Below are 22604 nucleotides of genomic sequence, written 5' to 3'. Positions count from 1 at the left end.
CATGACCTATATCCTCAACGGAACCCCGGACATCACCGGCGCCGCGGAAATCCTCAGCGCGGAAGCACTGGACTTCGTCGAAAAACTGCACCACCGCTTCGCCGCCACCCGCACCTCGCTGATCAATGCCAGGGCCGGGGCCCGCGCCACGGCATCCGCCAGCGGAACGATGGATTTCCTGCCCGAAACGGCGCACATCCGCAACGGCGACTGGAGGGTTGCCGAAGCTCCCGAGGCGCTGCGTGACCGACGAGTGGAAATCACCGGACCGGCCACCCCGGCCAAGATGGCCATCAACGCCCTGAACTCCGGGGCCAAGGTCTGGCTTGCGGACCTCGAGGACGCGGCCACGCCGACCTGGTCAAACGTCATCGACGCCCTGGTGAACCTCGGTGCCGCGGCTCGCGGGACCCTGTCCTACACCTCGCCGGAAGGCAAGGCCTACGCCCTGCGTGCCGATGCGTCCCTCGCCACCGTGGTGGTGCGCCCGCGCGGGTGGCACCTGCCCGAATCCAACCTGTCCGTTGACGGGGCTCCCGCCGTCGGTGCACTGGTCGACTTCGGACTGCACTTCTTCCACAACGCCGTGCATCTGGCAGCCACAGGCCAGGGACCGTTCTACTACCTGCCGAAGATGGAATCGCATCTTGAAGCCAGGCTGTGGAACGAGGTCTTCACCTTCGCCGAGTCGGAACTGGGCCTGGTGCACGGGACCATTCGCGCCACCGTGCTGATCGAGACCATTCCTGCCGCCTTCGAGATGGACGAGATCCTCTACGAGCTGCGCGATCATGCGTCCGGACTGAATGCCGGGCGATGGGACTACCTCTTCAGCATCATCAAGACCTTCCGCGAGGCCGGTGACAAGTTCATCATGCCCGACCGTGCCGCTGTGGCTATGACGGCTCCGATGATGCGCGCCTATACCGATTTGCTGGTGGCCACGTGCCACAAACGCGGTGCATTTGCCATGGGCGGCATGGCCGCAGTGATCCCCAACCGCCGCGAACCCGAGGTGACCGAGGTGGCCTTCGCGAAGGTCCGGGCCGACAAGACCCGCGAGGCCAACGACGGATTCGATGGCTCCTGGGTGGCGCACCCTGACCTGGTCGGGATCTGTGCCGAGGTCTTTGGGTCGGTGCTCGGAAACGAGCCGAACCAGCTGTCCCGCCAGCGCCCGGAGGTCAGCGTGAGCGCCGACCAGCTGCTGGACGTCGCTTCCGCCCCCGGACAGGTGACCGAGGCCGGTGTGCACGCCAACCTCTACGTAGCCGTCGCCTACACCGCTGCCTGGCTCAGCGGCAACGGCGCCGTGGCGATCCACAATCTCATGGAGGATGCGGCCACCGCCGAAATCTCCCGCTCGCAGGTCTGGCAGCAGATCCGCAACCGCGTCGTCGCCGATGACACCGGCAACGTGATCACTGCCGGGCTGGTCGAGGGGATCCTGGCCGAGGAAATCGAGCGCCTGCGCGCGGAAATTGCCGACGAGGACCGCTTTGCCCGCTACTACGAGCCTGCCGCCGAACTGATTGGCCGACTGGTCTCGGGACGGGACGAAGACTTCGAGGACTTCCTGACGCTACCGGCCTACCGGCTGCTTTCCTCCGAGCTGGTGGCCCCATGAAAGCCGCTCCGGTGCTGAACGCCGGAGCCCTGCAGTCCGTGGAGCTGCGCCTGGCCGCTACGGACCGGATGCTCGAGCACTCCTATCCGGGCGATGACGGCACCCGCCAGCCGATCCACACCGCCTACGTGCCGGCCGACAAATTCAACGAAACGCTGGCGGCCGATTGGGGAGGTGCCGCGCTGGAGGCCGCCGCATCGGCTGGCGGACTCGAAGCCATTGCCCGCTCCCTGGGGCTGGAGCAGACCCAACGCCTCGCGGAACTCGTCGGGCTCAAGCTGGGCAGTGAGCCGATCGAGGACCTTCGCCTGGACTTCGAGGACGGCTACGGCAACCGTGGCGATGCCGAGGAGGATGCCTCGGCCAGCGAAGCGGCCCGGCTGGTGGCCCGAGCGGTGGCCGGAGGCACCGCGCCCCCGTTCATTGGGATCAGGTTCAAGTGTTTCGAGGCGCCTACCCGGTCAAGGGCGCTGCGCACCCTTGACCTCTTTCTTTCCGAGCTTTCCGCGCATGGCCCGCTACCCTCGGGGTTGGTGCTGACCCTGCCTAAGGTCACCACGGTGGCCCAGGTTGAAGCCATGGTCTTCATCTGCGAAGAGCTCGAACTGGCCCACGGACTGGCTCCCGGCCGGCTGCGGTTCGAAGTCCAGATGGAAACCCCGCAGCTGATCCTCTCCCAAGACGGCACGGTACCCTCGGCGCGGCTCATCCATGCGGGCAAGGGCCGGGTCTCTTCGCTGCACTACGGCACTTATGACTATTCGGCGTCGCTGGGTATAGCCGCCGCCTACCAGTCGATGGAACACCCGGCTGCCGACTATGCCAAGTCGGTGATGCAGGTGGCCGTTGCAGGTACCGGCGTGCACCTCTCGGATGGCTCGACGAATATCTTGCCGCTTGGTTCCCCGAAGGACGTTGCCGGGGCTTGGGCCCTGCACGCCCGGTTGGTGCGCCGGCATCTGGAACGCGGGATCTACCAGGGCTGGGACCTGCATCCGGCCCAGCTGGTGACCCGATACCTGGCCACCTACTCGTTCTACCGCGACGGCTTCGGTGCCGCGGCACGGCGATTGAACAACTACGTCCACCAGATCGAATCGTCCATCATGGACGAGCCGGCCACCGCCCGTGCGTTGGCCCGGTTCATCCACCGTGGGCACTCCTGCGGGGCACTGACCCTGGAAGAAATCAGCGCAGAGGCCGGCATCGGCTTCGGCCAGCTCGAGGAGATCGCCCTCTCCCGCCACACGACCAAGGAAGAATGCCATGTCTAACACCCCGTCGGCCACGAAACCGCTCCAGCGCAGCCCCTACTACAGTGATTTGGGCGGGCATCCGCCACAGAATGACCTGCTCACCGACCGGGCGATCGTTACCGAGGCCTACACGGTGATTCCGCGCGGAGTGATGCGCGATATTGTCACCTCGGTCTTTCCCGAATGGACCGGCACCCGGGCCTGGGTGTTGAACCGGCCCGTGGCCGGGGGTGCGACGACTTTCGCCCAGTCCATCGTCGAGGTGTCGCCCGGCGGCGGCTCCGAAAACCCGGAACCGCAGTCTGGTGTCGAGGGATTCCTGTTTGTGGTCGAAGGGCGCCTGGCGCTGGAAATTGAGGGACAGGGGCACGAGCTGGAAGCGGGAGGATTCGCCTTCCTTCCGGCCGGAACGGCCTGGAAAGCCGCGAACAACGGTGTCGACGTGGTCCGCTTCCACTGGATCCGCAAGCGCTACGAGGCGCTGGCCGGACACGTTCCTGCCCCGGTCGTGGGCAATGAAGCGGACCTGGTGCCCGGCGCCATGCCGGGTACCGACAACAAGTGGCGCACGACCAGGATGCTGGATCCGGAAAACCTGGCCTACGACATGCACGTGAACATCGTGACCTTCGAACCCGGGGCCTCGATTCCGTTTGCAGAGACCCATGTGATGGAGCATGGCCTCTACGTCCTCGAAGGCAAGGCCGTCTACCGGCTCAACGGCGACTGGGTGGAGGTGCAGGAGGGCGACTACATGGCTCTACGCGCCTTCTGCCCACAGGCTTGCTATGCCGGTGGCCCCGCCAATTTCCGGTACTTGCTCTACAAGGACGTGAATCGACAGATCGCCCTGTAAGGGCAGGTTGTTCCGCGGGACACCCGAATGGGCCTCGTTAGGCCGGCAGCTGGCTGCCAGCCTAACGAGGCCCATGGTCGTTGCGGACGGACTCGAAGCGCCTCATCGGGCATTAAATATCGCATGGCGAAATCATGTGTCCATTTAGCGATAAATCTCTTGACAGTGACCCTGGCCACTTCTAGGGTTTCATGTAACAAGAACTTATTTCCACGATATGAAATAGAAGGGTGACGATCGTGTCCTACACCGTCAACTGCTCCATCCTGCTGACCGAGCTGCCGCTGCTCCAGCGACCCGCGGCCGCCAAGGCCGCCGGTTTCGAAAACGTGGAATTCTGGTGGCCCTTCGCCGCATCCGTTCCGAAGGACGCCGAGGTTGACCAGTTCATCGCCGCATTGAAGGACGCCGGCGTTCAGCTCACTGGCCTGAACTTCAATGCCGGAGACATGCCAGCGGGAGACCGCGGACTGGTCTCTTGGAAGGGCCGCTGCTCCGAGTTCAAGGAAAACATCGAAATCGTTGTGGCTATCGGCTCCGCCACCGGATGCACCGCCTTCAACGCGCTCTACGGAAACCGCCAGGAGGAGCACACTCCCGAGGCCCAGGACGAGCTGGCAGTTGAGAACCTGGTTGCGGCCGCCATCGGCGTGGCGGCCATCGGCGGTACGGTATTGCTCGAACCGGTCTCGGGCGCGGCCCGCTATCCGTTAAAGTTCGCCGACGACGCGCTGTCGGTGATCGCCAAGACCCGTGCAGCCGGTGTCCAGAACGTGAAGCTGCTCGCCGACTTCTATCATCTGGCAGTCAACGGTGACGATGTCGAGGCCGTTATCAACGCCCACGCCCACGAATTCGGGCACATCCAGATAGCCGACGATCCGGGACGCGGGGCACCGGGCAGCGGAACCCTCCCGCTGGGCGACTGGATCACCCGCAGCCGTGAACTGGGCTATGCCGGGCACATCGGCCTGGAGTACAAGGCCGCCGTCGAGGACGCCTTCGGTTGGCTGATCCGCCAGAACGCCTGATCCGAACCGCCCCATCCACCAGATTTCAGAAGGAGACATACCGTGTCGAACAAGGAACACGTCGCATTCATTGGACTGGGCATCATGGGCCTGCCCATGGCCATCAACCTGGTCAAGGCCGGATACACGGTCAGCGGCTATAACCGTAGCCCACAAGGTGCCGCTGACCTGGCCGCGGCCGGGGGGACCTCCGCCGCGGGCATCCCCGAAGCGGTGGCCGGGGCCGACGTCATCATCACCATGGTTCCGGACTCCCCGGACGTAGCTGCCGTCGTACGCGGCGAGCAGGGCGTCTTCGCCCACGCCAAGGCCGGGGCACTGTGGATCGACAACTCCTCGATCCGCCCCGATGTGGCAGTGGAACTGGCCGCCGAAGCCCGTGCGGCGGGACTGCGCCCGCTGGACGGGCCGGTATCCGGTGGAGAACAGGGCGCCATCGATGCCGTGCTCTCGATCATGGTCGGCGGGGAGAAGGAGGACTTCGAAACCGCTCTACCGGTCCTTGAATCCATTGGCAAGACCATCGTGCACGTGGGCCCGGTTGGCTCTGGACAGACGGTGAAGGCAGCCAACCAGCTGATCGTTGCTGCCAATATCCAGGCGCTCTCCGAGGCCGTCGTCTTCCTTGAGGCCTACGGCGTGGACACCACCGCGGCCTTGCGGGTGCTCGGTGGCGGGCTGGCCGGTTCCAAGGTACTGGAACAGAAAGGCCAGAAGATCCTGGACCGTTCCTTCGGCCCGGGCTTCCGCCTGGCCCTGCACAACAAGGACATGGGTATCGTCACCTCGGCTGCCCGCGAGGCCGGCATCGTATTGCCGCTGGGTGCCGTCGTGGCCCAGCTGGTGGCATCCACCGTCGCCAACGGCGACGGTGGGCTAGACCACTCGGGCCTCTTCCGCGGTGTCCAGCGACTTTCCGGAACTACCGAAGCGGCCTGATCCCCGACCGGAGCCTAGGCTCTGCGACCCCCTCATCCCGGCCGCCGGTGCCTGTGCTAGACGCGCACCGGCGGCCGCCACATACCCCCCCCCGCCCGGCAGTGCCGGTGCACCCGTATTAGGAGAACCTCATGACCCAGATGCGTACCGTTGATGCAGCCGTGCTGATCCTCGAAAAGGAGGGGGCCACCGAGGCCTTCGGGCTGCCCGGAGCCGCCATCAACCCGTTCTACTCGGCCATGCGGGCCCACGGCGGGATCCGCCACACCCTGGCCCGACACGTCGAGGGCGCCTCGCATATGGCCGACGGCTACTCGCGTTCCGCTGCCGGGAACATCGGGCTCTGCCTGGGCACCTCGGGTCCGGCCGGCACCGACATGATCACCGGGCTCTACGCGGCGTTCGCCGACTCCATCCCGATCCTGTGCATCACCGGTCAGGCCCCGGTGGCGAAGCTGCACAAGGAAGATTTCCAGGCCGTGGACATCGAATCGATTGCCAAACCGCTGACCAAGATGGCCGTGACTGTCATGGAACCGGGTCAGGTTCCGGGCACCTTCCAGAAGGCGTTCCAGCTCATGCGCTCGGGCCGCCCGGGCCCCGTGCTGATCGACCTGCCCATCGACGTGCAACAGGCAGTCATCGAGTTCGACATCGAAGCCTACGAGCCGCTGGCCGTCGAGAAGCCGAGGGCCACCCGCCGCCAGGCCGAGAAGATCCTGGACCTGCTGAGCGCCAGCGAACACCCGGTCATTGTCGCCGGTGGTGGCATCATCAATGCCGATGCCTCCGCACAGCTGGTCGAGCTGGCCGAACTGCTCAACGTGCCGGTGATCCCGACGCTGATGGGCTGGGGGACGATCCCGGACGACCACCGGCTGATGGCCGGCATGGTCGGGCTGCAGACCCACCACCGCTACGGCAACGCGAACTTCCTGGACTCGGACTTCGTCCTGGGCCTGGGCAACCGCTGGGCAAACCGCCACACCGGTGGGCTTGACACCTACACCGCCGGACGCACGTTCGTGCACGTGGACATCGAACCGACCCAGATCGGTCGGGTTTTCTCCCCGCACTTCGGCGTCGTCTCCGATGCGAAGGCCGCGCTGGAGATCCTGATCGAGGTCGCGGCCGAACGCCAGGCGGCCGGTTCCCTGAAGGACTACTCCGGTTGGGCCGACGTCACCACCGCCCGCAAGGGGGAGGGCCACCGCAAGACCAACTTCGATAACATTCCGATCAAGCCGCAGCGCGTGTACCAGGAAATGAATGCGGCCTTCGGCCCGGATACCACCTATGTCTCCACCATTGGGCTGTCCCAGATCGCCGGCGCGCAGATGCTGCACGTCTACGGTCCGCGCCGTTGGATCAATGCCGGACAGGCCGGCCCGCTGGGCTGGACTGGTCCCGCAGCTCTGGGCGTGGTGCGCGGCAAGCCCGGGGAAACAGTCGTTGCGCTCTCCGGCGACTACGATTTCCAGTTCATGCTCGAGGAACTGGCCGTTGGTGCGCAGTTCAAACTGCCCTACATCCATGTCGTCGTCAACAACTCCTACCTGGGCCTGATTCGCCAGGCCCAGCGCGGCTTCGAGATGGACTACCATGTCCAGCTCGGCTTCGAAAACATCAACTCCCCGGAAACCAACGGCTACGGAGTGGACCACGTCAAGGTCGCCGAGGGCCTGGGCTGCAAGGCCGTGCGGGTCGAGGACCCGGCCGATCTGGCCGCCGGCTTCGCCCGCGCCGGAGCACTGGCGGCGGAGCACCAGGTGCCGGTCGTGGTCGAGGTCATCCTGGAACGAGTGACCAATATTTCCATGGGCACCGAGCTGGATAACATCAATGAGTTCGAGGACCTTGCCCTGGTGGCCGCGGACGCCCCGACCGCCATCACGCCGCTGACCGTGGCCACCGTGAACGCCTAGGCTTGCGGCCATGTTGATCGTAATCGCCCCGGACAAGTTCAAGGGTTCACTCACCGGGGCCGAAGTGGCCCGGGCCTTGCGCGAGGGCATCGAGCGTGTGCTTCCAGATGCCCGTACCGTGCTCATCCCGGTTGCAGATGGCGGCGAAGGCACCTTGGCGGCGGCGCTCGAGGCCGGCCACAGGGAATCCAGGCATACGGTGACAGGGCCCACCGGCCGTGACCTTGAAGCGGCGATCGCGATCGACGGCGCCAGCGCCGTCATCGAACTGGCGGCCGCCTCCGGGCTGGATCTCTTGCCCGGTGGCGCGCTCGATGCGCTGGGCTCCACCAGCCTGGGCGCCGGGCAGCTGATTGCCGCTGCCCTAGACACCGGGGCCCGGCGCATCGTGCTCGGCGTGGGGGGAAGTGCCTGCACCGATGGCGGGGCCGGCCTCCTGCGGGGGTTGGGGGCGCGCCTGCTGGACCTCGCCGGGAACCCGGTACCCCAGGGCGGCGGCGGGTTGGGGCTGATCCACGAGGTTGATCTCGCCGGGATGGACCCCCGCCTGGAACTGACCGAATTCGTGCTGGCCGCCGACGTGGACAATCCGTTGCTGGGTACGAACGGGGCAGCTGCGGTATTCGGGCCGCAAAAGGGTGCCGGGCCCGCCGAAGTGACCACCCTGGAATCAGGACTTGAGCATTGGGTGTCCGTCCTGGATGTTGCTTTGGGGGAGGGCCGGGCGCGGGCGGCCGCGGTTCTGCCCGGTGCCGGTGCAGCCGGTGGGGCCGGGTTCGCCGCGCTGGCTGTGCTCGGGGCAGAACGCCGCCGCGGCATCGACGTGGTCCTTGAGTTGACCGGGCTGCATGCAGCATTGGCCGGGGCCGCCGCCGTCATTACCGGCGAGGGAAGCCTCGACCTGCAAAGCCTCGCCGGCAAGGCGCCGGTCGGGGTCGCCAGCGTGGCTACCGCCGCGGGAATCCCCGCACATGCGGTATGCGGGCGCAGCCTGCTCGACGAGGACCAGACCCGCGGGGCTGGCTTCGGCCAGGTGGTATCCCTGACTTCGCTGGAACCGGATCCCGTGGTGTGCATGGCGGATGCTGCACGGCTCGTGGCCGAGGCCGGAGCCGTGATTGCCCGCGGGCTGCTGGAAGGAGAGATGATGGTCACAACGAATCAAGGAGGAATCAGCGCATGAGCAATACAACGGAAACCAGCGCGGGGCAGCAGTCGGCGCAGGGCCAGGACGCCGAAACGCGGATCGTCTACGACCTGGTTATCAGCGGTGCGCGAGTGCTCACCGGCGCCGGGATCGTCGGGCGCGAGGTAGGCATCAGCAATGGCCGGGTCATCGCCATCGAACCCCTAGGAAACGGACTGCAGGGACGCGAATACGTCGAACTTGCCCCGGATGAGGTCATGATTCCGGGCCTGGTGGACACTCACGTACACGTCAACGAGCCCGGACGGACCGAATGGGAGGGTTTCGCCTCGGCGACCCGGGCCGCCGCCGCTGGAGGGGTGACCACCATCGTGGACATGCCGCTGAATTCGATCCCGCCGACGGTCGACGTCGCGGCGCTTGCGTTGAAGCGCGCCGCCGCCGAAACCCAGGCCTTTGTCGATGTCGGTTTCTGGGGCGGAGCGATCCCGGGGAACCAGAAGGACCTCCGCGAGCTGCACGACGAGGGGGTGTTCGGTTTCAAGTGCTTCCTGTTGCACTCGGGTGTCGATGAATTCCCCTACCTGGAGCCGGACGAGATGGAAGCGGACATGGCCGAACTACGCCAATTCGATTCAGTGATGCTGGTCCATGCCGAGGATTCGCGGGCCATCGACCGGGCACCGAACGCGGAGGGCGACCAGTACGGAAGATTCCTGGCCTCCCGTCCCCGTGGGGCCGAAAACGTGGCCATTGCCGAGGTCATCGAACGTGCCCGCTGGACCGGTGCTCGGGCGCACATCCTGCATCTGTCCTCCTCCGACGCGTTGGCGATGATCGCCAGTGCCAAGCGAGACGGGGTGAAGTTGAGCGTGGAAACCTGCCCGCACTACCTCACCCTGCTGGCGGAGGAGATCCCGAACGGGGCCACCGCATACAAATGCTGCCCGCCGATCCGCGAGGCCTCCAACCGCGAACTGCTGTGGAAGGGTCTCGCCGATGGAGTCATCGACTGCATCGTCTCGGACCATTCGCCCTCCACACTGGATCTGAAGGACCTGGAAAACGGCGATTTCGGCGTGGCCTGGGGCGGGGTAGCCTCGCTTCAGCTGGGCCTCTCGCTGATCTGGACGGAGGCCAAGCGCCGCGGCATCGCCTTGGAGCAAGTGCTCTCCTGGATGGCGCACAAGCCGGCCGAACTGGCGCGGCTCTCCCACAAGGGGCACATTGCGCTGGGCTACGACGCAGACTTCTCGGTCTTCGCGCCGGAAGAAAGCTACGTGGTCGATGTCGATGCGCTACACCACCGCAACCCGATTTCGCCCTACCAGGGCAAGGCGCTGGCAGGGAAGGTGCGCCGGACGTTCGTGCGTGGAGCGGAAGTGGATTTCCAGACCCCGCATGGACAGTTGCTGCGCCGGGGCCAGGCCTAGGCGCCCGGGAGACGGGCCGGCCCGACCCGTAACGTCGTCCTAGCCGTATCGCGGCATGGGCGATGTTCCGGGGGCGGTGAAACGGCGCTCTCCGGAAGTTTCCCCATGGAGCAGTGCCTCGACACGGCCCCGTCGCCGACAGTGCCTTCTCCGCTGCAACGGTGCATCGGTTGGCAGCATGCCAAAACCGGTCCGGGTGATCCGGAACGGCTTGGGTGCCGGGGGCCGATGTCCCCTGTCTGGGTTTGCGCTCAGCCGAGCCGTACCAGCGGTGAAATTCCGGCCATGTTCCCCTACACTCGACCCATCAATGGCAATTCCGCAAGTTCATCAGATGGAGAGAGAGCCGCAGTGCTTCCGTACCTGAACGATTCAGAAATTCAACGTGTTCTATGCGTGGTGGCCCATCCTGACGATATGGAATATGGGGCGTCGGCTGCCGTAGCCGAATGGCGCTCACGCGGGATCGAGGTGGGATACCTTCTCCTGACGTCGGGAGAGGCAGGCATCCGCGGAATGGATCCGCGCACGGTGGGCCCCCTGCGCGCTGAAGAACAACGCCGGGCCTGTGAAATCGTCGGGGTTTCGGATCTCACCATCTTGGATTTGCCCGATGGCCTGTTGGAAGCAGACCTTGAAGTAAGGGCTCATATAACCCACCAGATCCGCAGGTTCAAACCGGATGCCGTATTGACCATGACGTGGGAGTTGGAGGTGCCGTGGGGGCTCAACCATGCTGATCACAGGGCAGCGGGACTTGGCGTGATTGATGCGATCCGAGATGCCGATAATCCGTGGCTGTTCCGCCCTGACGAGGCGGAAAGCGATCCGGGGGCCTGGGCGGTTTCATGGCTGTTGGTCACCGGGACGGAAAACACCCACGCCATTCCCGTGAGCGAGAAGTCCTTGGAAATGGGCATCGCCTCACTCAATGCGCACGAGGTCTATCTTTCGGCTTTGCCCGATCATGTATCGGCACGGGAACTGCTCACCGGTCTGCTGACAAATACAGGTCGAGAGGCCGGAGTCGAGTACGCGCTGGGTGTGCGCGTCCTGCCGATGGGGTGATGCGCGGTGATTCTGCGGGGGTATTCCCCGCTCCCGCGTCGATATGGATTTGAGGTATTGGGGTCTGGGGAAGAATTGCCCGGAAATTCACGCTAAGGAGTCAGCGGACTGTTGAATGGGTTCCATGGCGGTCGATTTTCATAGTGATGAGCAGGCCGCCGGGAAGCACCCGTAAGGGGTCCGTCCGGATAGGCATTTCAGAGTGCCCCGCAAGCCGGTCAGAGACCGGCCCGTGGACTCATGCGCGCGCTGGGGCCGAAAAGTCGCACAATGGCAGTTCCAGAGGGGAACCCTCTGCGGGATGGTTCGCCGAGCCCTGCGGGGGATCTGCAACGGGTCCGGGTGCGGTCGGCTGAGCCCGTCGTCGAGTCCGAGACGCCAGTTAAGCCGTGGTCGGGATAGCTGGTGTCGCCAGCGGTGCTGGGCGATCTTAGTGGTCGCGGTGCTGGGCGATGTTTAGCACCGTCCCGTCGGGTGCGCGGACGAAGAACCGGCGAATGCCCCACGGCTCTGTGGTCAGGGGATGAACAACCTCGTAGCCGCGTCGACGGGCCTCAGCGTAGGCGTCGTCGACATCATCGACTTTGAAGGTGAGCAGTGGATTCTCGGACGCCGTCGCATCTCGGGATACGAGCTGGATGTGCTCCCCGGAGCCGGGCACGATAAAGCGGGTGACCCAGTCGAGGCCCAAGTCCTCCCCGTCGAGCCCGAGGTAGTCCGCGTAGAAGGCCCTCGCCTCCTTTATGTCGGGTACCGTGAGGTCAATCGTCACGCGGATGACGTGCATGGGCTTCTCCAGTCGTCGATGTCCCTTAATCGTGCCGTTCGAACCGATGGCTGTCCACCGCATACGGCCCAACGCCAGCCGGACCAATCTGTGACAGGCGCTCGTGTACGACGAACCCGACATCGCAGGTCGTGCGCGATCATCGTAAGAGGACCGTCCTGCGGGCGGGAAACAGGAGATTGAGAGCGCTTCTTGATCCGGTGTCGCTGATTTAGACGGGGGTGTGGATGACAACAGACGTGCCGGAAATTCGATCGTAGGGTGTCCGTCCTGAGCCGATGAACAGAGAGACCACGTATGCGATTGGTAGAACGTAGGCAATTGCAGTCACAACCCAGATAGCGGGCGGAACAGAGCCTGTCATGCTCGTGCGGACGATCCCATACACGGCTGCATGGCCAATCGTCCATGGCAAGGCTATCTTCAAGGCGTTGCGAAGGAGTGCGCGTTTCATGGATATGCGCTGGCCCGTTGTGACGTTGACGACAATCAGCTGACGAGCGCGCTTGCCAATAGTTGCTTCCCGAACGCCTGATTCGAGCACAGCCAGGCCAACGGTCACCGGGGCCACCAACACAAGTGTTGCGACGAGATTCAGTGCTACGACCGACAATCCTCTTGTCACGCCGCTGAGAAACAAGGGAATCCCCACTGCGGCAGTAGTAGCCACCCATCCCAGGACCAGCAGCCAGTCAACAAGACAAGCCACCAAACGTCTCCAGGGGTATCGACTCACGTTTGTGAGCCTAGCAGCCTCTCGGCATGGGACCGTTGGAAAGCCAACCCGGCTACTGAGACAGAATTACCTCATCAAGAGGTTTTCGAATTTGCGGATCCGCCTCCGCGGCCGCCGGGTACGACGCCATGCCACCGGTGTGCCATCTACCCGCCCGGTGTGTTGAGCTGGACCGCGGCATCCAGAAGCGCAGCAAAGGAAACCCGGTCCAACGGCCGGGCCTGGGTAATCTTGACCGTCCTGATCCGGAGGTCGTCGGTTTGCTCGAACAAGCCTTCCGAGTCCTCGAGCAGATAGCCCTTGTAGAAGTAGACGTTGAGCCACGCCTTAGCTACGTACCACTTCACGACTGCGCCGTTGTAGTCGAAGTAGGGGTTGCGCCATTTGATGCTCTCTTCCAGCGGAGTCGGTAGCGCACGAATTTCCTCCAGCAGCACTAAGCCTTGATCCACCGATGAGATTTGGGAGCTGCTCGGCGTTTTAACCACGAAATGCCCGTCGTATCAGGGAAAATTGAACTTGCGACAGTAGCAACATTCCTGAAATGAAGGACATCTCGTAGATGCAAGTTTCCCACAATCCCTCCGCCGTGTCAGTTTCCTTCGACGAACCGAACCTCGTGTCCACCGCCGGGTTGCTGCCGGCCATGGTCCTGGCCCGGGACTCAGGCCTGCATGAACTGACTGACCAATGGCTCAGCGTGCCCACCGACAAAGGTGCCCACCCCGGGTTAAAGATTGCTTCCCTCGTGGCCGGGATGGTGGCCGGCGCCGACTCCATTGACGATATGGCCCTGTTGCGGCACGGAGCCATGAAAAAGGTCTTCACCGCCTGCTATGCCCCCTCCACCCTGGGGTCCTTCCTGCGCTCCTTCACCTTCGGGCACGTACGCCAGCTCGATGCCGTGGCCTCCAGGTTCCTGGTGAGCCTGAACCGCAAGGCCCCACTGCTGGGTGATGTTGCCGCTGATGACTACGTTTACCTCGACGTCGATGACACCATCATCGAGGTCCACGGCTACCAGAAGCAGGGCTCGGGCTACGGATATTCCGGGGTGCGCGGGCTCAACGCCTTGCTGGCCACAGCATCCACGAAGGACGCGGTGCCGTTCATTGCCGCCCAACGCCTGCGCAAGGGCGCAGCCAACTCCGCCCGCGGAGCCAAGAAGTTCGTCACCGAGGCACTGGGCACGCTCACACGTTGCCAACCCGGATCGAAGGTGTTGTGCCGTTTCGACTCCGCCTACTACGGCCACGGGCCGGTATCGGCGGCCTTGAAGGCGGGCGCGCAGGTCTCGGTGACGGTGCGCATGGACCCGGCCGTGAAGCGGGCGATCGCCACGATCCCGGAGGATGCCTGGGAGACCATCCACTACACCGATGCGATCCTTGACGAATCCACCGGGGTTTTGGTCTCCAGCGCCGAGGTCGCCGAAACCGGCTTCACCGCGTTCACCTCCCGCAAGAAAGCCGAACGGGTTCCCGGGCGCCTGGTGGTGCGCCGGATCCCGGAACTGAACCCGAAGAAGGCCGCCGGGCAAGGCACCCTCTTTGACAGCCACCGTTTCCACGCGTTCTTCACCACCGTGGACCACGGTGTCCTGGACACCGTCGCGGCGGACAAGGCCCACCGCCAACACGCGGTCATCGAGCAGGTCAACGCAGATTTGAAGGACAGCGCACTGGCCCATATGCCCTCCGGGCACTTCGGCGCCAATAGTGCCTGGCTGGTGGCCGCGGCCATCGCCTACAACCTCACCCGCGCCACCGGAATCCTGGCCGGCGGCACCTTCGCCAAGGCCAGCCAAGGCCAGGAGCGCAACGGTCCGGCGCACGCTCATCCAGGTTCCGGCGCGCATCGCGCGCAGTGCCAGGAAAACCAAGCTCCGGCTTCCGCTGGATTGGCCCTGGGAAACCGAAGGGGAACGGCTCTTCACTTCCGTGCACGCCCCACCCCAAATCGCCTAGAACCGTTCACCGAGCCCTCTGCGGCGCAACCAGGAAACCATCGTGGAACACCCGCCGGCAGAGAGGCTGGCGCCCTTCCCGTGCCCAAAAACGAAACCGCCCCCGTCCGTCGTCAGCAGACGACGACCGGGGGCGGATCGGTGGATCAAGGCTTAGCTTCGGGGTTGCTTCGTTAAACGACAGCCTGCGAAAGTGTGGGTGATCGGATGGTCGGCTAGATGCTGACGATCCCAGATGCCCAAGGCGATACGGATCGTCCGCTAGCGGACGACACCGATGGCGCTGGTGGAGAATGGGTGCATGTCAGAAAGTTTCAAGTGGGTGCCTGACCTCGCACGGGGCGAGTGGCTTCGTCCCATGGAAGCCGAACCGTTTGGCAGCATCCTGTCGATTGTGCCCCGCGGTTTCGAGATGTACGCGCGGGTGTTCCATCCCGTCGAGCGCGACCGCCCGCGAGACACGAAGACGTGGCGGGGTGTTGACGAGTCGACATGCTTCAACAGTGTCCAGGACATCGAGGCATCGCTCGAGACGGAGCGCGTCGCGTGGGCGAAGGCTGCGGCATCATTCAACACGACCATGCACCCCGAGGCGCAGTATGCACGGCTGGTGCGGCGCGACTATGGAAATGCCGACGGGGCGATCTCCGCAGACGGTTGGCGCTACGGCAGCACGTCCGAGGGCAATCTTGATGCCGCCTCGCTTGCGGTGGCATCCGAAGTTCTGGCCCGCCACACCGCGACTCCGGATGCCGGCATCGCCGCCGTTTGGGATGGCTGGGGTGGTCTGGTGAGCTCGGCAGGAGTAGCGCACTTCGGGTTCGAGCCAAGCGGCGGAATGCCAGCACGCTACACCGATGAAGATGCTGCGCACCCCGCCGGTCCGTCGCTGCCCGAACGGCTTACTTCGGCCGCACGACAAGGGATCGCCGGTGCGCGGTCGATGTTCGAGGCACTTCCGGGGCTCGCTCCCCGCGAGCCCGAACCTGGCTCCGGGCTGCTGGCGCGTGAGGTCTCAGCAGGGCCGCGGTTCGACCTGCATGGTGGCACCGGGCGGAACTATATTCTGTTCGAGGCCGGGGCGAACGGCTTCGCCGATGTCAGGTGGCCCGACCAGGTGCCCTGGGTCGATGATTCAATGTGGGCGCAGTCGCCCAGCATCCTGTGGCCCGAGGACCACGCGTGGGTGCTCGCCACCGAGATCGACTTCGACTCGACGCTCGTTGCGGGAACCGCGGCACTCATCCACGAGCTCATGCGAACGCCGGGTCTCGAAGTGCTCCCGATTCGAACCGGCGCCGATCTGACTTGTGATGGCGACGTGCTCAATCGCCCCCAGTGACGTTGGGCGCGCGGGGCCGTATGCCTATGGGCTTCCTGTACCGGGAACGAGTGTCATTTTCCAAAGTCGACAGTACTGATGTCCGAAGGCGCCTGCACTGCGATTTCATGCCCGCAGCAGGAACCTTTACCGGGCGTTGATCTGGCGAACGTGCGCGCTTTTAGAACGCCGCCAGATGTCCGGGTAGGGCTGGCTCAGCCTGAATGGTTGTTGCCAATGCCTAGGCGATCCTGGAGTCGCTTGCTGAGCACCACGTCATGCTGCATTTCCCGTAACTCAGAAACCCTGACCTCGATTCCCTGCTGGGTCAGGATATCTTGTATGTAGGCCCAGTGTCCGGTTATTGCTTCTTCTACGTTCTCCTCGCCATAGGGCTCATCGGGTCCCACAACAACGCGGACCGTTTCCTCGATCTCCTGCTGCCGGACTTCGGACCAATGACCGCTGGAACACCACCCGCGGTCATTCAAAAGCAAAACCAGCTTTCCGTTGTCGAGTTCGGCCTCATGCCGCACCGACACTTCTACTGTTTCACCGGTGGTTGCGTTGTCACTGTCGGCAAAACTCACCAGACGAATTATTGGGCTCATGATTAGGCCTTTCACTGTCGGTAAAGCCGAATCTAACACGCATTGGAAGTCGTTGGTCGGAGGCTGAAGCCATAGTCGGTTCAAGGCTTCGTAGCGATTGAAGTTTGTGTCCTGCATAGGACCGGCAGGTGGCGCACTGAAAACAGAATGGTGCAGATGAGGGGTCCGTGTTTGTCGTTTTCACTTGGGAACTGTCACCGGCGACGAGACGAACGACCGCGGCGGCGACCGGCGGATGATGCCTCCCATCCCGCCAGGGCTGTTCCGTACGAGACGCCCCTGCATCAGTGCGGCGAGTACGTCGACACAGGCCCGTAAGTGCATGCGCCTGCCGTATTCTTGGAGCATGCCCCCACAGCCCGATAGGCCCGTCATGCCGCGAGCGAATCTCGTGGAACGAGCGCTGCCCTTCCTGCCCGTGGGGAGCGAGATCCGCCAAGCCTTCATCGCCCAGGCGGCACCGAGCTTCTTCTATTTCATCGTCACGTATCTAACCGGCCTCATGTTCGGGAACGAGTACCGATGCGTCGTTGTGACGCCTGAAGCAATCTACGTGCTCGACAGCTCCAAGTGGTCAGGCGGCGCGAAACCTCAAGCCTTAGCCGGCCAGATGACGAGGAACACCCGGCTTGGCCCGGTCTCTGGCCGCTGGGCGGAAGTCCGTTTGCTCGGCAAGCGGCACTGGGTGCACAAGCGCTTCCATGAACAAATTGCAGCTGCTGATCGTGAAGCGGGTTTGGAGTACGACACAGGCTCCAGACCACGAGCACGATTCTTCAGGGATCCAGATCGGTGTCCGGCTGGGACAAGGCGCACCAGACGAAGTGTCCGATAGTGGAACGCCTTGCGAGCACTTGATCGTTGGGGAGGGACGTTTATGGTGATCGATCCGTTTCGAGGGCGTTTCCGTCTTGGGCTGGGGGGCATAAGGTCTGTGTGTGGCCGTCCGCCCAAGACCAATGCTGTCAGCTCGGGGCGACGCCATCACCGGGACCGTGCTCGATGAGCGGACTTGATCGACTCGTCACGCGTGTGCCCTGCTCTGTCGTCACTGCCATGGCCAGCACGCCGAATTCGAAACCACAGTAGCGGGTCTTCTTGAATAGGCGACCTGTTTTAGGCTCTGCGCGTGCCCCCGGACCAACTGCGGAGATGTACACGTCATGACCCTCGTCGCCGGTAGCGAAGAAAGTGACCTGCCGCTCGTAAACCTGACCATCGAACTGCCCGTGTAGGTCGATGATGATCTCAGCGCCGACCTCGACGGCAGGATGCAGGACGTCAAGACTCCCAAGGATGAGCTCACCGACCCGCTTGAGTGAACCGTCGGCTATGCGGACGCTGATCTTTGCTGTTCCTGCTCTGACCAGTCCATCCTTCACCCAGGAGTTGAAGACATCATCCCGTGGGTAGGATCCGATCGTTACCTCGTCCGCCTTCACGCTCATCGCCTCCTGCCCAGGTGCTTGCCAAGAAGTCCCACCCTTTGCTGAACCCTAACATCCGCGACCCTGATCCTGCTCGGCCCGGCATACTTGGAACCGCTGTAGGACGTGCACCATCCGTTCGGCATCACCACAATCGTCAGCGCCGAACCCGCTGATGAAGACTGTGAACCTTCGTCGGTCCCGTTTGTCGAACCCTCACCGGGCAGTTTTGCGGCGGGCAGGGGGGCAAGATCGGCATGGACCTGGGCTCTGCGTTCAAGTCGTGGACTACGACAGATTTGCGTCGTTCAGCGTGGCCTTGCGTTTCGGAATCAGCAAGTAGAGCGGTACTCCTGGCTCTGCCAACAAGGCGTCTTACTCGGCCCATTGCTGTCACGCAGGAAAAGGTGACGGGCGCTTATTACCCCTTCACCTCTCCCGGTAATTTTTCTCGCTAGAACAGCTCCGGCTGAACACTTCCCGGGTTGGGCACCTGCGATCCTGGGGCCATGATGGTCGAGCGGACGACCACGGTCTCCGCTTCTCGTGGTTGCTCTGGTAGCAAATTCGCCCCATTGCAGTTCACGGACGTTATCGCCCCGCTAACCGTCCCTTTTGCCGTCGCTGGCGTGTAGCCAGGCGGGAAACGTAGTGAATAGTAGGTTTCGCCACGGAAGCTTCCAGGCGCTCGATTGCAACTGGTGCTGGCAAACGTAGAGAACGTCGTAGCGTTGAAATAGTCCTTTGGCGTTCCCTGCCAGCTCTTGTTGTTGCTGGTCTTCCTCAGGGTCGTGCGCAAATAGATCTCTGGCATGACATCGGTGCAATTGATGTTGCCTTCGACATTAATCGTGCCGCTAACGTGCGTAGACCCATGCGCGTAGTTCGTTTTGACTGTGCACACAGACACAATCACTGCGGCTGAAGCCGGTGCCGCCGCCCCCACAGATCCTGCGACCAAGCCGATCCCGGCTAAGCTGCAGATCAGTGTGGCAGACAGTAGTTTCTTACCCATTTCCCCCCTGAGATGTTCGCTGGTAGGCCGAACGTAGCCTTCCAGCGGTTTTTGCGCAAAAGGTGGATTGAAGATTCCTCGCGGTTTTCGAATTACTCCCGCCGACGGCTAGTTTGAACTGAGAAGATCCTCCACAATCAGATGGGTCGCGAAAACCTCTACTACCAAGGAGCTGGGGCAGCATGAAGGTGACTCCATCGGACCTGCTTGCGCTGGAAGTTCGAATTTCCGCAAAGACGTTTTTCGTTCGTTTTTGGGATGCGCCATCCGGGAAGTACGCCGGTTTCCGGTCAGAATCAGCGTGCATAACTGAGGCGAAGGGAATTGATGAAGTTCTTGAATGGGCGAAGGCAAAATGCAATGGCAGGGAATTTGAGGTATTCGCAGAAGGGCCGGCCCTAGTCACTCAAAGCCCCGATGGGATGCACATGCAAAAGAGCGCTGTTCGCATATACGGAGAGAACCCCACCGAAAGTGAGGGGATTGAAATACATTCAGTCAGGGTCAGCAAGTCCGAGCAATGAAAACTTCGGGCCTGATGCCAGCTACCCTTTGCGGCCTCCCCGGACTGGCCGGCTCCTGACATTGGGCTCAGGTGCCGTTGTCCGCAATCGAACGCCCGTAAGCCGGTTGGCCCATGGTTAACCGAAATCAATGCGGGGCATTGAGTGACAATCGGGCGTGTGCCACTCGGGAACCTCGTACGGGTCAGCTGACACGCGAAATTGAACCGTGCATTTAGTGACGTGCTTTCTCAGATTCAGCCGATGTGGCTGGAAGACTTGAGTACACGCCTGTTCATCTTGTACACAGGGGTACACTGGGTACACAGCTATTCACAGGAGAATTCGTGGCCAGTCAGCAAGCAACTCAGAATCCTTTCCGTCCCACGGCAGGAGCCGAGCCGCCACAACTCATCGGCCGAGCTGGGCTGCTAGACGAGTTCTCTTACGGACTACAAATTAGATCCGGTGCCCCCGGCTTGCTCACTATTTTTACCGGAGCCCGTGGTATCGGCAAGACCGTCATGCTCGGGGAAGCCGAAGACATCGCGCGTGCCCAAGGATGGTTAGTGGTTTCAGAGACTGCAACGATTGGTTTCTTGGGCCGAATAGGTGAAGCCATGCGTTCAGCTGCCGAAGAACTGGGAAAGGGGCCGAAGGGCCGGAAAATTACAGGCATTGGAGCCGCAGGCTTCTCGATTACTTCACAGTTGGCCCCAGCTCAGCAATTAGGATGGCGGCAACTAGGCGAACAGCTGTTGCAGTTGCTGGAGGAGAAGCGCACCGGGCTGATTATCACCTTGGATGAGATTCATGGGGCCAACCGCGATGAGCTTGCGCAGCTGGCTGCCTTCGTGCAGCACTTCATCCGTCAAGGACTGCCTATTGCGTTGTTGTTTGCAGGCTTACCAGCAGCCGTCTCTGATCTACTCAATGAAGGCGTCGCAACGTTCCTCCGCCGGGCCGACCGAATCGACTTGCATGCCGCGGCAATCCGTGAGGTTGAAGACTCCTACCTAGCGACGTTCGCAAGCCTAGAACACCCAATTTCTCCGAAGCTCATTCGGAAAGCAGCCAAATCAACCGGAGGCTATCCATTCCTCATACAACTGGTGGGATACCACTTGTGGCAAGTAGCAGAATCAAAAGAAACCCCACTGACAGAAGCTGGTGTTGATCTGGCTTTGGCTGCCGCGCACCGGAAAAACACGCGCGTAGTGCTGGCTGCGGCATTAGCCACGGCATCGCCCAAAGATATCGACTTCTTACAGGCAATGTCCGAAGATGATGGGCCGTCGAGCACTGCTGAGATTGGTATGCGTCTCGGAGACGCAAAAAATACGATCGGCAACTACCGAGCTAGGCTCATCGACGCTGGGCTCATCCAGCCCGCGGGTCGAGGACTGATTGATTTCGCGATACCCGGCCTACGCGAGTATGTCGTCGGAATCTGATGCTGGACGTTGCAGTTAACCAATCACAATTGTCTTTTGTCATCTAGGGAGAAGTGCGAAAACCCTTGAGTTCAGGCATCTGTTCAGAGCTGCCATGACGCGTATGCCGGAGAAAGCGAGCTTTTCTAGTTGAAGAAGTATCGCTGTGTCGGTTGAGGAACCTCCTGCTGACGCTCACCGGTATGCCCACAAGCTGGTCCATATTGAACAGAGTTAGTGGTGCCTGGGCGTCCACCCTGATGGCAACATGCCAGTGATCTTTCCACGTTCAGAATCGGCCTCCGCTGACCAGCCTTGAACTGTTACCGCATCTTGGAAGGCACCCCGCGCCAGACGTAGGCCGAGATCTGGGTGACTCATCCCAGACGCACCGCCGCGACGCGTCGAGGCCCGCACGCTCCACTGTTTGTCAGCAAAACCTCCCCCACGAAAAACTTGGTAATCGCCGTACCGGGCGGGATCGAGCAGATCCCAGCACCATTCCCAGACGTTTCCGAGGGTGTCGTGGAGTCCAAAGGCATTGGGCTGTTTTAGGCCCACGTCTTCCGGATTTTCCAGTTTGTCATTCGCTGTCCAGCCAATGGCATCGAGGGGTCCTTAGTGTGGCCCAACGGTGCCAGCGCGGCACGCATATTCCCACTCAGCTTCAGTGGGTAAGCGGTAACCGGAGGCTCTAGTTCGCCAAATCACGTCACCTGTGTCAAAGGCGTAGGCAGGGTCAAGGCCCTCGCCCACTGACGCTGCAATACAAAACTTGACGGCGTCCAGCCAATTAATATCCACTAGTGGCGATTGGGATGCTGGTCCGATATTACCCATCAGCTGCGCGTGCTGGGCTGTGGTGACAGGGACGGCCCCGATTTCGAATGGTTCCAGCTCGACAACCCAACGGCGCTGCCGTCGCGCGTCGTGCAGTTCCACTTGTCCGGCCGGTAGAGGGCGAAGATCAAACGTAGACATTTCACAATGCTCCCATGTAGTCCCGTAACCAGTTCGGAGACCGACCCGTGGATTCACGCACCCGTCGGAGCTGAAAAGTCGCACTTTGGCAGTTCCTTTGAGGAACGCTCTGCGGGACGCTTCGATGATCAGTGCATTTTCGTTCCGGCTTTTCGTCAATGCCATTGGCGGGTACGTGACTGTCGGGTACGGTTCGGATATCTGACGCAAAGCTAGAACTCAATTGGGGACCATCAGGAGTGCGGCGTGTTTAAGTTGAGATTAGCAATACTTGGGCCTGCGATAATCCTGATGATTGCGATGGGAGTACTGGCTGTTGCGGTTCCAAACCTGCTGCATCCTCTGATGATCGGCAACGTGGTAATAATGGTAGCCGCATTAATGATCGTCATCTTGGTGGAACGGGCGAGGCGAAATCGAGGCAGTTAGATGTGTTGGGGATCGTGGATTGACATTGAAACGTCCGGCTAACGTTTCCCAAAGAGATTCCATGTGGGCGTTAGCAGTCCCGCAAGCCGGTCGTTCACCGGAGTGAGTGAGGA

At 62.4% G+C, this 22604-nt stretch carries 17 protein-coding genes and 2 pseudogenes; 13 read left to right on the top strand and 6 right to left on the bottom strand.

Translation table 11 applies throughout. From position 1 onward, the window contains the following. Window position 1 precedes the first annotated feature (1 nt). The 9 genes from aceB (at window position 2) to E9229_RS03665 (ending at window position 11282) form a co-directional block, all read left to right on the top strand. Window positions 2-1627, top strand: coding sequence for a malate synthase A (gene aceB, locus E9229_RS03705; protein WP_183509933.1), 1626 nt, complete (start codon window positions 2-4; stop codon window positions 1625-1627). Beyond that, the gene (locus tag E9229_RS03700) at window positions 1624-2901 is read left to right on the top strand and encodes a DUF6986 family protein (protein ID WP_183509932.1); all 1278 of its coding nucleotides are present in this window, start codon (window positions 1624-1626) and stop codon (window positions 2899-2901) included. The genes aceB and E9229_RS03700 overlap by 4 nt, the downstream gene beginning before the upstream one ends. Beyond that, entirely contained in the window at window positions 2894-3739 is an 846-nt protein-coding gene (locus tag E9229_RS03695) for a bifunctional allantoicase/(S)-ureidoglycine aminohydrolase (protein ID WP_183509931.1), read from the top strand. The genes E9229_RS03700 and E9229_RS03695 overlap by 8 nt, the downstream gene beginning before the upstream one ends. Window positions 3740-3978: 239 nt before the next feature. Then, window positions 3979-4770: a hydroxypyruvate isomerase family protein gene (locus tag E9229_RS03690; RefSeq protein ID WP_183509930.1), complete on the top strand. Its 792-nt coding sequence runs from the start codon at window positions 3979-3981 to the stop codon at window positions 4768-4770. 42 nt (window positions 4771-4812) lie between these two features. Further along, a complete protein-coding gene (locus tag E9229_RS03685) occupies window positions 4813-5709 on the top strand; it encodes a 2-hydroxy-3-oxopropionate reductase (RefSeq protein ID WP_183509929.1) in 897 nt (298 codons plus the stop codon). A 131-nt stretch (window positions 5710-5840) separates the two neighbouring features. After that, a complete protein-coding gene (gene gcl / locus E9229_RS03680) occupies window positions 5841-7634 on the top strand; it encodes a glyoxylate carboligase (protein ID WP_183509928.1) in 1794 nt (597 codons plus the stop codon). A gap of 10 nt (window positions 7635-7644) precedes the next feature. Next, complete coding sequence (locus E9229_RS03675; protein ID WP_183509927.1) at window positions 7645-8817, top strand: glycerate kinase; 1173 nt, start codon at window positions 7645-7647, stop codon at window positions 8815-8817. Then, entirely contained in the window at window positions 8814-10214 is a 1401-nt protein-coding gene (gene allB / locus E9229_RS03670; RefSeq protein WP_183509926.1) for an allantoinase AllB, read from the top strand. Before E9229_RS03675 ends, allB begins: the two co-directional genes overlap by 4 nt. Before the next feature lie 351 nt (window positions 10215-10565). Next, on the top strand, window positions 10566-11282 hold the full coding sequence (locus E9229_RS03665; protein WP_312855588.1) for a PIG-L deacetylase family protein: 717 nt from the start codon (window positions 10566-10568) through the stop codon (window positions 11280-11282). A gap of 430 nt (window positions 11283-11712) precedes the next feature. Here the strand turns inward: E9229_RS03665 and E9229_RS03660 are convergent, their stop codons facing one another. The 3 genes from E9229_RS03660 to E9229_RS03650 all read right to left on the bottom strand — a co-directional run bounded on the left by E9229_RS03660 (window position 11713) and on the right by E9229_RS03650 (window position 13257). Continuing rightward, window positions 11713-12069 carry a VOC family protein gene (locus E9229_RS03660; protein ID WP_183509924.1) on the bottom strand — a complete coding sequence of 119 codons (357 nt, stop codon included), beginning with the start codon at window positions 12067-12069 and terminating at the stop codon, window positions 11713-11715. Window positions 12070-12280: 211 nt separating this feature from the next. Then, entirely contained in the window at window positions 12281-12805 is a 525-nt protein-coding gene (locus tag E9229_RS03655) for an RDD family protein (protein WP_183509923.1), read from the bottom strand. Between the two features lie 146 nt (window positions 12806-12951). After that, complete coding sequence (locus E9229_RS03650; RefSeq protein WP_183509922.1) at window positions 12952-13257, bottom strand: DUF1801 domain-containing protein; 306 nt, start codon at window positions 13255-13257, stop codon at window positions 12952-12954. A 110-nt stretch (window positions 13258-13367) separates the two neighbouring features. Between E9229_RS03650 and E9229_RS03645 the strand changes: the two are divergent. Both E9229_RS03645 and E9229_RS03640 read left to right on the top strand, forming a co-directional pair. Next, window positions 13368-14772, top strand: a pseudogene (locus E9229_RS03645) (IS1380 family transposase). A gap of 357 nt (window positions 14773-15129) precedes the next feature. Continuing rightward, on the top strand, window positions 15130-16113 hold the full coding sequence (locus E9229_RS03640) for a hypothetical protein (RefSeq protein WP_246380346.1): 984 nt from the start codon (window positions 15130-15132) through the stop codon (window positions 16111-16113). Between the two features lie 194 nt (window positions 16114-16307). Here the strand turns inward: E9229_RS03640 and E9229_RS03635 are convergent, their stop codons facing one another. Together E9229_RS03635 and E9229_RS03630 are read right to left on the bottom strand one after the other, a co-directional pair. Then, window positions 16308-16703: a hypothetical protein gene (locus tag E9229_RS03635; protein WP_183509920.1), complete on the bottom strand. Its 396-nt coding sequence runs from the start codon at window positions 16701-16703 to the stop codon at window positions 16308-16310. Between the two features lie 965 nt (window positions 16704-17668). Continuing rightward, window positions 17669-18151 carry a hypothetical protein gene (locus E9229_RS03630; RefSeq protein ID WP_183509919.1) on the bottom strand — a complete coding sequence of 161 codons (483 nt, stop codon included), beginning with the start codon at window positions 18149-18151 and terminating at the stop codon, window positions 17669-17671. Window positions 18152-19327: 1176 nt separating this feature from the next. Between E9229_RS03630 and E9229_RS03625 the strand changes: the two genes are divergently transcribed. Then, window positions 19328-19669, top strand: coding sequence for a hypothetical protein (locus E9229_RS03625; protein ID WP_183509918.1), 342 nt, complete (start codon window positions 19328-19330; stop codon window positions 19667-19669). Between the two features lie 326 nt (window positions 19670-19995). Further along, window positions 19996-21102 (top strand): AAA family ATPase, encoded by a 1107-nt coding sequence (locus E9229_RS03620; RefSeq protein ID WP_183509917.1) that lies wholly within the window; start codon window positions 19996-19998, stop codon window positions 21100-21102. 213 nt (window positions 21103-21315) lie between these two features. Here E9229_RS03620 and E9229_RS03615 read toward each other — a convergent pair. After that, window positions 21316-22062 (bottom strand): annotated as a pseudogene (locus tag E9229_RS03615) (formylglycine-generating enzyme family protein). Window positions 22063-22604 lie beyond the last annotated feature (542 nt).

Origin of the sequence: Paeniglutamicibacter cryotolerans, assembly GCF_014190875.1 — a bacterium.
Taxonomy (GTDB): Bacteria; Actinomycetota; Actinomycetes; order Actinomycetales; family Micrococcaceae; genus Paeniglutamicibacter; species Paeniglutamicibacter cryotolerans.
The sequence above is the reverse complement of the archived record's forward strand: the minus strand, read 5'-3'. Positions and strand labels throughout refer to the sequence as shown.

What these genes read in the sequence shown, in the direction of transcription:
- gcl (WP_183509928.1), top strand. Translation starts at nt 5,841, where the DNA reads ATGACCCAGATGCGTACCGTTGATGCAGCCGTGCTGATCCTCGAAAAG.
- E9229_RS03675 (WP_183509927.1), top strand. Translation starts at nt 7,645, where the DNA reads ATGTTGATCGTAATCGCCCCGGACAAGTTCAAGGGTTCACTCACCGGG.
- E9229_RS03640 (WP_246380346.1), top strand. Translation starts at nt 15,130, where the DNA reads ATGGAAGCCGAACCGTTTGGCAGCATCCTGTCGATTGTGCCCCGCGGT.
- E9229_RS03695 (WP_183509931.1), top strand. Translation starts at nt 2,894, where the DNA reads ATGTCTAACACCCCGTCGGCCACGAAACCGCTCCAGCGCAGCCCCTAC.
- E9229_RS03625 (WP_183509918.1), top strand. Translation starts at nt 19,328, where the DNA reads ATGAAGGTGACTCCATCGGACCTGCTTGCGCTGGAAGTTCGAATTTCC.
- allB (WP_183509926.1), top strand. Translation starts at nt 8,814, where the DNA reads ATGAGCAATACAACGGAAACCAGCGCGGGGCAGCAGTCGGCGCAGGGC.
- aceB (WP_183509933.1), top strand. Translation starts at nt 2, where the DNA reads ATGACCTATATCCTCAACGGAACCCCGGACATCACCGGCGCCGCGGAA.
- E9229_RS03660 (WP_183509924.1), bottom strand. Translation starts at nt 12,069, where the DNA reads ATGCACGTCATCCGCGTGACGATTGACCTCACGGTACCCGACATAAAG.
- E9229_RS03635 (WP_183509920.1), bottom strand. Translation starts at nt 16,703, where the DNA reads ATGAGCCCAATAATTCGTCTGGTGAGTTTTGCCGACAGTGACAACGCA.
- E9229_RS03700 (WP_183509932.1), top strand. Translation starts at nt 1,624, where the DNA reads ATGAAAGCCGCTCCGGTGCTGAACGCCGGAGCCCTGCAGTCCGTGGAG.
- E9229_RS03630 (WP_183509919.1), bottom strand. Translation starts at nt 18,151, where the DNA reads ATGAGCGTGAAGGCGGACGAGGTAACGATCGGATCCTACCCACGGGAT.